Below are 10,383 nucleotides of genomic sequence, written 5' to 3' on the forward strand. Positions count from 1 at the left end.
CACGAGGATCACCGCGAGCACGAACTCGGGGGTCGCGAGCAGCACGGCCGCGGTGAGCGAGGTCCTCCGGTCCGTACGGGACCCGGCCCGGGCTCCGGCGAGCACCCCGCCGCCGAGTCCGGCCACCACGGCCACGGGGATCGCCGCGAGCAGGAGTAGGCCGGTCCGCGAGAGCGGCTCCCTGATCTGGTCGGCGACCGGGATGCCCGAGGCCGAGAGCCCCGGCTCACCCAGGACCATCCCCCCGAGCCACTCCACGAACCGCTCGGCGACAGGGAGGTCGAGACCCAGCTCGGCTCGTCGGCGGGTGAGCCAGGAGGCGTCGGTGGTCACGAACGACGCTGTCGCGGCGTCTCCGGGGAGCGTGTCGACCAACCAGAAGGCCAGCACGACGGTGACCGCGAAGGTGAGGAGCGTCTGGGCGATCCGCACCCCCGCGCGTCTGGGCGTCATCAGTCGGGGCGGGACCCGAAGAACGGAGCCGACTGGCTCGAGGGGACGTCGCCGGCGGCGTCGGTGGTGCCGTTGAGGAACGGTTGGTATCCCCAGATGAGCTGGCCCCCTCGCTCGGACACCTCCACGGCGAGCTCGGAGACCGCCGCCTGGCGTTCGGCGTCGTCGGTGATCGCCGCGGCGTCGGCCAGTCGCCGGTCCCACCTCGCATCGGCACCGAATCCGTCGAGGTTGAAGCCGCCAGCGGTACCCGTGGTGAACGGCAGCGCGGTGGCCGTCGAACGGTTGACCCAGTAGATGGAGAACAGTGGCAGCTCCATCAGCCCCGGGATGTCGGCGAAGTAGGCCGCCGGGTCCCGCCGATCGAGCGTGAGGGTGAGGCCGGCCTCCCGGGCCTGGGTGACCAGGAGTTCGGCGGCATCGTTGAGGCCGGGGACCACGTCCGAGGTCACCAAGGTGAGCTCGTCGACCCCCGCATCCTCGAGCAGGGTCCGCGCCCGGGCGACGTCGCGGGTGACCCCGGAGAGGTCCTCGGGGTAATTGCTGATCCCCTTGCCCAGGACGTCCTCGCCCACGACCGCGCCTTGACCGAGTACGGTGCCGACGAGGCTCTCCCGGTCGACCAGCAGTTTGAACGCCGTGCGCACATTCTCGTCGTCGAACGGGGCGACCCGTGTGTTGAGGATGAGACCCAGCGCCTTGGAATCCGCCGGGCCACCCTCGGTGATCCGCGCCGGGTCGGTCACTGTGCGTGCGGCGGTGACCGGGAGGTCGTTGGCGTAGTCGACGTCGCCGGAGACCACCGCGCGGGCTCGGGCGTCCGGGTCCGGGATCGACCGCACCTCGAGTCGGTCGATGCCGACACCCGGGTGATGGGGGTTGGGGGAGAAGACCCACCCGTCCTCAGCTGATCCTGACTCGAGGACGAAGGGCCCTGAACCGACACCGGTCTGGGGGTCTCCGCCCTTGAACACGGCGCTCTGCGGAGCCAGTACCGCCTCGACGAAGTCGGCGCGCGGAGCGCTGAGGTGCAGCTCGAGCGTGTGCTCGTCGACAGCGCGGGACGCGTCGGCGTCGAGTGGGGCGAGGAAGGACCCGGCCATCGGGGAGGCGGAGGTGTAGACCAGTGAGGCCAGGGCGTCGTCGGCGGTCACCGGGGAGCCGTCCGAGAAGGTGGCGCCGGGCCGGAGCCGGACCGTCCACACGTCGGCCTCGTCATTGGAGGTGATCGACTCGGCCAGCTGGGGCACCGGTTCGTTGTCGAGGAGGACGACCAGTGAGTCGTAGACGGCGACGATGCCGACCCAGGTTCCCGGTGAGGTCGCGGCGGCGGGGTCGAGTGTGTCCCCCGGGGAGACCATCGCGGCCACGCGGACGGTGCCTCCCTCCCCGTTCGAGCCGGAACCGGCACCGGCGCCGTGTCCGCCTCCGTCCTCGGTGGCGCAGGCGCCCAGGGTGAGTCCGGCACCGGTGACGGCGCCGGTGACGGCGATGAGACGGAGGAATCCGCGGCGGTCCATGAGTGTGGTGGTCCTTAGGTGAGTGAGTGAGTGGGCAGCGGTGGGTGGGTCGGGTCGCGTCAGCCGAGGCCGGCCCGGACGCGGAAGAGGTCCTGATCGATCCACAGCGCCGCGGCCTGCCCCGCGGCGACGGCGCGGGCCACGAAGGCGAGCGGGACGGGGTCATCGCGACGACGGGCGCAGTCGCCGGCCGCGAACACGCGCGGGTCGGACGTGCGCTGTTGCCAGTCCACCAGGATGTGCGCGCCCTCGGTGTCGATCTCGAGCCCGAGGACGGAGTGGCGTGATTGTTCGCGGGGCGTGTGGAACACCGCGCCGAAGGTGAGGTCCTCGCCACCGGCGCACACCGTGAGGGCGCCGTCGGTCCCCGTGACCTCGGTGACGGGACGGTGATCGAGGACGATGCCGTTGCGTGCGAGGGTCTCGTGGATCTCCTCGGGTACCGGGTGGCCGTTGGTGAGCAGGGTGACGTCGCGGGAGAAGTGGGTGGCGAGATAGACCGCCTGCAACCCCGGCTGGGCGGGGTTCTCCGGGTCGTCGGTGAGGACGGCGAGTCGCCGCCCGTCGACCTCGTGACCGTGGCAGAACGGGCAGTGGAAGACCCCTTGTCCGAAGCGCTCCGCCACACCGGGGATCCCGCTCACGTCGTCGCGGACTCCGGCGGTGACCAGCAGTCGCTCGGCCAGGAACGAGCCACCGTCCGAGGTCGAGAGTCGGATCGGCGTGTCGGCGTCGGTCACCTCGAGGCCCGTCACGGTCGAGTGCACGATCTCGACGTTCGGATGACCGGCGACCTCATCCATCCCCACACTGCGCAGCTCTCCGGGAGGCCGGCCGTCGAGACCGAGGTACATGTGCATCTCGGTCGCGGGCGAGTTGCGCGGTTGCCCGGAGTCGATGAGCACGACCGTCCGCTTCTGGCGGCCCAGCACGAGTGCTGCGGTGAGACCGGCCGGTCCGGCGCCGATCACGGCGACCTCGACTGCCGTGGGGGTGGGTGATGTCATGGCGGCTTCCTGGTGATGGTGCGAGGACGGGCGGTCGTCCCTCTCGCACTGGGGAGACGAGCAACGACTGTAGAGACTGTATTGAAAACGAGTCCCATTATCAATAGAATCGTCCCGGTGGCGCCGTGGCTCCGTCCGGACGGCGACTGTTCCCGTGTGAGCGAGAGGTGGGGTCATGCCGTCGAACCGGTCCGTAGTCGCAGCTGCCGTCTGCGACATCCTGGAGGTCGACTCGGTGGGACCGGGCAAACTGGTGGACCTCGGGCTCGACTCCCTCTCGGCGGTGCGGCTCCAGAGGCTGCTGGTGGAGCGGACCGGGGTGAGGGTCCCCCTGCGTGACTTCGTGGGAGACATCGACCTCGAGTCACTCGAGCGGCGTTGTGCGGCCGCGGAGATGTCACCGGGGAGGTCGACGGAGAGGTCGGCAGCGGTGTCGCCTGCGGGGGAGGGTGGGGTCGACGATGGAGGCGAGTCCTCCACCGACGGGGCGGACCGCGAGTCGGTCCCGGGAACCTTCGCCCTGAGTCCCGTACAGAGCACCTACTGGGTCGGCCGAGGTGACGACTACCCACTCGGCGGGGTCTCGACCTACTTCTACTCCGAGTACGAGATCGCCCCGCCTCCCGGTACGGACGCCCTCTCGACCGTGAGGGAGCTCGAGTCGGCGTGGAACCGGGTGGTGGCCCGTCACCCGATGCTCCGTGCGGTGGTCGGTCGCGACGGGGCGGGTCGGATCCTCGACGACCCAGGGGTCCACCGGTTCGAGATCGTGGACCTGCGCTCGGATCCCGACCCGCAGGCGGGTGAGGAGGGGGCTCGTCAGGATCTCTCCCACCGTCGCGCGCCCGCTCACAGATGGCCTGTGCACACCCTCGCCGCGGTCCTGCGACCGGATGGCTCGCTGGTCCAGTGCGTGGGTTTCGATGTGTTGCTCATCGACTTCCCCAGCATCCGGCGTGTTCTCGACGAATGGGGCTCGGAATACCGGCACCAACGAGGGGGCGAGGCCGCACCGGGGAACGGGGTGGTGCCCCCACCCGCCCTCCGGCGCTCCGAGGTTGCCGAGCGCGCCGCCATGGAGTTCTGGCGGGGGAGAGCGCAGGACCTGCCGGGTGGGCCGTGGGACACCGCGCATCTGCGGGCCGAGCAGATCACCCCCCCGCGGTTCCGGCGTTCCGAGGGTCGAGTCGACCACGACGTCTGGGAGGATTTCCGCGCGGCGGCCCGTGCGCACGGCGTCTCGCCCGCAGGAGCGCTCGCGTCGTTGTTCTCTCTCGCCCTCCGGCGCTTCGGCGCCCGGGACCGCTTCTGTCTGGTCACCACTCTGTTCAACCCCGAAGCACGGGAGGAACCGGGCGTGGGGGACACCACCCGGATCGCCCTACTCGACACCGACCGGGTGGATTCCGCCGAGGGGTTCGCGGACTACGCAGTGAGGGTGACCCGCAACTTCTGGGATGCGGTGGACCATTCCGCGGTACCGGCCTCGCGCGTGGTCGGTGAGGTGCTCGGGCCGTCGACCGGCATCCCCGAACACCCCGTCGTCTTTACCACCTCCATCGGGGACCGCGCCGGGGCGCGCACGGACGCCTGGCTCGGCCGACGCGGGTTCGGGGTGTCCCAGACCCCGCAGGTCCTGCTCGACGCGATCCACTGGGAGGAGGACGACGAGCTCGTCCTGGCCTGGGACCACGTGATCGGAGCGGTCGACGAGAGCGTCGTCGACGGCATGCGCCATGCGGTCCAGGCGGCCGTCGCGGTGTTGGCACGCGACGAGGCCGCCTGGACGCGACCGGGTTTGTTCCTCGACCCCTGGGTCCGTACCCCGAGGCCCCGACCGGTGTCCTACTCCAGCGGCCCGGGTCTCCACGAGCCGGTGCTGGCGGCGCTGGACGAGGACGGAGGGCGGCGGGTGGTCTCGCAGGGCGACCGGGTCGCGGATGCCGACGAACTCGCATCCATCGCGGCGTGGACCCGCGGTGAGCTGGCGTCCCGGGGGGTCTCCCCCGAGGAGCCGATCCTCGTCCAGCTCGGTAAATCGGTGGAACAGATCGGCATCGTCCTCGGGATCACCTCGGCGGGCGCCGCCTACGTGCCCGTCGACCCGGCATGGCCGCTCACACGCGTCGAACGAATCGCTGCCCGCGCCGGCGCCCGGTTCGCCTTCGCCGCGGAGGGGACGACTCTGCCCGACGGGGTCACGGCGATACCCGCTGTGGTCCCGCGGCAGGCGGACGGTGCGGTTCGTCCCGATCCCGCCTCCGTCGAGGCGACCGGACTGGCTTACACGATCTTCACCTCGGGCTCGACCGGTGAGCCCAAGGGTGTCGCCATCGAGCACGGTCAGGCCAGGACGACGATCGACGATCTGGCCCGCCGGTTCGAACCCGGTCCGACGGACGTCGTACTGGGTTTGTCCGCACTGAGCTTCGACCTGTCCGTGTGGGACATCTTCGGCGGCCTGTCCGCCGGCGCGCGACTGGTCCTGCCCGACCGTGGTGCGGAGGCCGATCCCGAGCACTGGCTGAGCACGATCGAGACCGAGGGCGTGACGGTCTGGAACTCCGCACCCGCACTGGCCGAGATGCTCGCCGACTACGCGGAGTCGGATCGGGAGCGCGCGCGCACGGCGCTGGGTTCGCTCAGGCTGGTGATGATGTCCGGCGACTGGATCCCGGTGACGTTGCCGGATCGACTCCGCGACCTCGCGCCGCACGCCGTCGTCGTGAGTCTCGGTGGGGCCACGGAGGCCTCCATCTGGTCGATCCACCACGTGATCGGTGATGTACATCCGCAGTGGCCGTCCGTTCCCTACGGCACTGCGCTGGACGGACAGTGGTTCCGGGTCCTCGACGGCCCGGACGGGGAGCCGGTTCCGGTCGGCGTCGCGGGCGAGCTGTTCATCGGAGGCGCCGGCGTGGCGCGCGGGTACCTGGGCGACGAGGAGCAGACCGCGGAACGGTTCCGGGTCCATCCCGTCTACGACGAGCGCCTCTACCGCACCGGCGATGAGGGGATGTGGTTGCCCGACGGGACCATCCGGTTCCTCGGCCGCGTCGACCGCCAGGTCAAGGTCAACGGCTATCGCGTGGAGCTCGGTGAAATCGATGCGGCTCTCACACGCCTCGACGGAGTGCGGGCAGGGGTCTGCAGCGCGGTCGACGGCCCCGGTGGTGGCAAGCGCCTCGTCGGTCACGTCGCCCTCACCCCACAGTCCGGTCTCGACCAGCGCGCGATCCGCGCTGCGCTCCGGGACGCGCTGCCCGCGTACATGGTCCCGACCGCTGTCATCATCCACCGAGAGCTGCCGGTGACGGCGAACGGCAAGATCGACCACAAAGCACTTCCCGACCCCTTCTCCTCCGCGTCGTCGGCTCCGGTGCTGTCTGCCTCCGCGTGGTCGGCCCCGGTGCTGTCTACCCCTGCGCCGCCTGGACCCGCGCTGTCTCCCCCCGCGGCACCGGACCTCGTCGAGTCGGAGAACACGCGGGACGAGGAGCCCGACTCCGTGCGGGAACGGCCGCAGGTGCACGCGACAGGTATCGCAGGTCTGGTGCCCGAGCTGGCCGCACTGCTCCCGGACGACGTGGATCCGGCTCTCGAACCGCTGGCTGCCGGGCTCGACTCACTCGCCGTGGTGCGGATAGCGAACCTCGTCGAAGACCTCACCGGCTCCCGGCCGGACCTCGAGGAACTCCTCGCGACACCGTTGGGCGGAATCCTCCGTGACGACGCGGACCTCGAACCCGGCGACCGGCCCGCACAGGTGGCCGCGGGCGTTCCGGCTCCCGCTGCCGCTGCGCCGGCCGATCCGGTCTCACTCTCTCCAGCGGCCCAGGTCCCGCACGAGTCGGGAGCGGATCTTCTCGACGTGGCCCGTGCCGGATCCGGTGTGGAGGTGACGATCTCCGCCGGAGAGGGGCCGCTCGGGTCGCAGCTGCTCGCGGCGGGCCGATGGCTGAGCCGGATCGAGCAGTCCGCGCCCGAGGGGGGTCTGAAGCTGGACGCCACCGCAGGGGGGCAGGACCAGCTGGTCACGCTGCGCCTCGGCCGGAGGTCCACGTCGTCGTCGGCCCCCGCGACCCGTCCGTCAGGCCCGGCCATGTCCTCGGTTGCGACGACAAGCCCGTCCCGCGTCGTCGACGCGTCGGGCACGGTCGAGCCCGTCACGGCGGAACCCACCAGGGCGGCGGTCACGAGCGCCCCTCTGACGGAGATGCAGGTTGCCTATCTCGTGGGCCGTGCGGACCCGTGGTTGGGTCGCCCGGTCGCGCCCCGCTACCGGACCGAGGTCGAGGTGGACGACCTCGACGTCGTGGCGCTCGAGCGCGCACTGGACGCGGTCGTGGACGCCCATCCCATGCTGTCGGCACGCGTGGACGACAACGGCCGGCAAGTCATCGACAACTCCGCCCGGCCGAGACTGCAGATCGAGGATCTGGGCGCCGCGACGGTCGCGGAGGTGCGCACCGAGCGTGAACGCCGCCGGGCCGAGGAGATGTCCTGGATCCACGACCCCCAGAGTGGGCGGCCCTGGCTCGAGCTCCGCGCCGTGCGGTTACCGGCTCCCGCCTCGGCGGTCTCCCGATGGATGGTCGTGCTCATCCTCGACATGCTGTTCTGCGACGTCCGTGGAGCGGAGATCATCGCCCGCGACCTCACCGCGGCATACCGGGGCAGCCCCGTCACCCGGCCCCCGGTGGACTTCCTCAGCTGGGCGGACGCCCGCGCCGGCGTGGCCGCCGGGGCGTCGTCGTCGCGACCTGTCGGGACGGCGACGGTGGGGTCGGCGCAGGTGGGGACACCGAGGCCACCCGTCCTACTGCCGGTCCGCCCACCCGGGAGCTCGGGATTCACCCGTCGACGCCGTCAGATCGACCCGCGGACGACCACGGAGCTGATCCGGCGGTGTGCAGTACACCGGACCACCCTGGACGCGGTCCTCGTCACCGCCTTCGGCGCGCTCCTGGCCACCGATGACGGGGACCGCCCTCCGGTCGTGGTCACCGTTCTCGATCGCCCCGCCGAGCACCGCGACGTCGTGGGCGAATACACCTCGACCGTCGTCGTGGACCCCCCGGACGGCCGGTCCACGAGCGAGCGCGCCCGAGCCGCGGCGACCCGTCTACTCGAGGGCATCCGTGATCTCGGACGCGGCGGATCCGGCCACGGCAACACGCGGATACGTGAGCACCTCCGTTCCGGCGGCGGCACCGGCGTGCTGCCCGTGGTCTACTCCTCGGGTTTGACCGGGTGGACCGGTGGACCGGCCGCGTGTGATGCGCTGGCGGAGCTGGGTCAGCCGGTCCACTCGATCAGCTCGACCCCGCAGGTGCTGATCGACCTCCAGAGCTTCCGCGACACCGACGGTTCGCTGCTGCTCGTCCTCGACGCGGTGGAGGACGCTTTCCTCGGCGGCGTCCTCGACGGCATCGCCGATGTTCTGGCCGCGACGGTGACGGCGCTGGCCGACGGAGACGACCGCTGGCACGAGTCCGGCTTCCCCTCGACGGCGACGCCGGGTGTGCCCCGACGCGATGCCGCCGGGCTGGGCCGTACCCGGTCCGCGACGATCCCGGGACGCCTTGCCTCAGAGGACGACGGTGGCGGTGTGCTGTCCCTCGTCCGCGAGACGGTCGCCGAGCTGCTCGGACGGACCCCCGGGCACGACGAGCTCGACCGCGGCTTCTTCGAGCTCGGGATGACGTCGATGGATCTCGTCCGCCTCCGCAGGACACTCGGCGACCGAGGACACCGGGTGGAGCTCGCGGAGCTCTTCGCCCATCCCGACATCCGATCACTGGCCGCGGGCCTGCAGGCCGCACCGATCCGGGAACCCGACACGAACCCGAGCCCGAACTCGAGCTCACACCCCGACCCGGACCGCGCCGGGCCCGCCACCGACCCCGATGCGCACGATCCGCTCGCGCAGGCTCGTCAGCGCGGGCGTCAACGCCGCCGCATCCGGCAGGAGACCCTCTCATGACCCGTCCCGTCGATCCGCGACTCGCACACCACGAGACGGACATCGCCGTCATCGGGATGTCGTGTCGTCTCCCCGGAGCGCCCGACGTCGACGCGCTGTGGCGACTGCTGCTCGACCGGAGGGAGGGGGTGCTGCGGACCGATCGCGAGTCCGCTCGTCGCGACGGGGCGCCGTCGGGGCTCGTCGACCACCCGGGCTTCGTTCCCGCCGGGTCGGACCTCGGCCCGATCGACGGCGTCGACCTCGCCGCGTTCGGATTCACCCGGCACGAGGCCAGATATCTGGACCCGCAGCACCGGGTCTTCGCCGAGGAGGTCTGGCACGCCCTCGACGACGCGGGCCATGGGCACGGCTCGGGCGTCGACCGGGTGGGACTGTTCGCCGGGTGCTCTCCCTCCGCCTATCTTCACCACGCATTCCGGCAGTCCTTCGACCCGTCCGGGGGAACCGACCCGGCCAACGCCATGCAGATCGCGCTGGGGACGATGCCGGACTACCTCGCAACCGGGATCGCCTATCGGATGAACCTCACCGGGCCCGCGCAGACCGTGCTCACCGCCTGCTCGACCTCGCTGGTCGCGGTCCACCTCGCGGCGGAATCACTGCGCAGCGGCGAATCGGACATCGCGGTCGCCGGCGGGGTCACCGTGCGGGTACCCGCGTCTCGCGGGTACGTCCACATCCCTGACGGTCCCTTCTCCGTCGACGGGCACACCCGGAGCTACGGCAGCGGGGCCACCGGAGCCGTGTTCACCCAGGGGGCGGGCGCGGTCGTCCTGCGCCGGTACGGCGACGCCGTGCGGTCAGGGGACCGGATCCGTGCGGTGATCCGGGGCAGTGCCGTCAACAACGACGGAGCCGCCAAGGCCGGGTTCGTCGTCCCGGGGGTGGACGGACACGCCACGGTCATCGCCGAGGCGCTCGCCGGCGCCGGCCTGGATCCACGGGACATCGGCTACGTCGAGGGGCACGGCACCGGCACCCGGATGGGTGATCCAGTGGAGGTCGCCGCCCTGCACCGGGTGTTCGGGCAGGCGGATCGCCCCTGGTGTCGGCTCGGGTCAATCAAGTCCAACATCGGGCACACCGAGGCGGCGGCCGGGGTCGCAGGACTCATCAAGGCGGTGCTCGCGGTCGAGCGGGGAGTCATCCCGGCCTCCCTGCACTGTGCCGACCCCAATCCCGACCTCGGACTCGCCGGGTCCGCCTTCCGCTGTGCCGACACCACGACCGACTGGGACCCGGACCGGCCCCGCGTCGCCGGGGTCAGCTCGCTCGGATTCGGCGGAACCAACGCTCACGTCGTCGTGGCGCAATCCGAACGCGCGCCGGTCGCCGATCCCGACCCCCGTCCGCAGCTGTGGCTCCTCGGCGCGGCCAGCCGCACCGCGCTCGACGGGGTGATCTCGACCGCCCG

General features: G+C 71.5%; 4 protein-coding genes and 1 pseudogene. 2 read left to right on the forward strand and 3 right to left on the reverse strand.

Annotated elements, in window-relative coordinates; all coding sequences use genetic code 11:
* The 3 genes and pseudogenes from G6027_RS08850 to G6027_RS08860 all read right to left on the reverse strand — a co-directional run.
* Nucleotides 1-453, reverse strand: a pseudogene (locus tag G6027_RS08850) (ABC transporter permease); the annotation flags it as partial.
* Nucleotides 453-1,973, reverse strand: coding sequence for an ABC transporter substrate-binding protein (locus G6027_RS08855; protein WP_182636851.1), 1,521 nt, complete (start codon nucleotides 1,971-1,973; stop codon nucleotides 453-455). The pseudogene G6027_RS08850 and the gene G6027_RS08855, both read right to left, overlap by 1 nt.
* A 59-nt stretch (nucleotides 1,974-2,032) precedes the next feature.
* The gene (locus G6027_RS08860; protein WP_182617053.1) at nucleotides 2,033-2,980 is read right to left on the reverse strand and encodes an NAD(P)/FAD-dependent oxidoreductase; all 948 of its coding nucleotides are present in this window, start codon (nucleotides 2,978-2,980) and stop codon (nucleotides 2,033-2,035) included.
* A 175-nt stretch (nucleotides 2,981-3,155) separates the two neighbouring features.
* Between G6027_RS08860 and G6027_RS08865 the strand changes: the two genes are divergently transcribed.
* Both G6027_RS08865 and G6027_RS08870 read left to right on the forward strand, forming a co-directional pair.
* Entirely contained in the window at nucleotides 3,156-8,966 is a 5,811-nt protein-coding gene (locus tag G6027_RS08865) for an amino acid adenylation domain-containing protein (RefSeq protein WP_182636852.1), read from the forward strand.
* A partial coding sequence (locus G6027_RS08870; protein ID WP_182636853.1) for a polyketide synthase occupies nucleotides 8,963-10,383 on the forward strand: 1,421 nt, incomplete at its 3' end. The genes G6027_RS08865 and G6027_RS08870, both read left to right, overlap by 4 nt.

Source organism: Dietzia sp. SLG310A2-38A2, from assembly GCF_014145095.1.
Lineage (GTDB): Bacteria > Actinomycetota > Actinomycetes > Mycobacteriales > Mycobacteriaceae > Dietzia.

What these genes read in the sequence shown, in the direction of transcription:
- G6027_RS08855 (WP_182636851.1), bottom strand. Translation starts at nt 1,973, where the DNA reads ATGGACCGCCGCGGATTCCTCCGTCTCATCGCCGTCACCGGCGCCGTC.
- G6027_RS08865 (WP_182636852.1), top strand. Translation starts at nt 3,156, where the DNA reads ATGCCGTCGAACCGGTCCGTAGTCGCAGCTGCCGTCTGCGACATCCTG.
- G6027_RS08860 (WP_182617053.1), bottom strand. Translation starts at nt 2,980, where the DNA reads ATGACATCACCCACCCCCACGGCAGTCGAGGTCGCCGTGATCGGCGCC.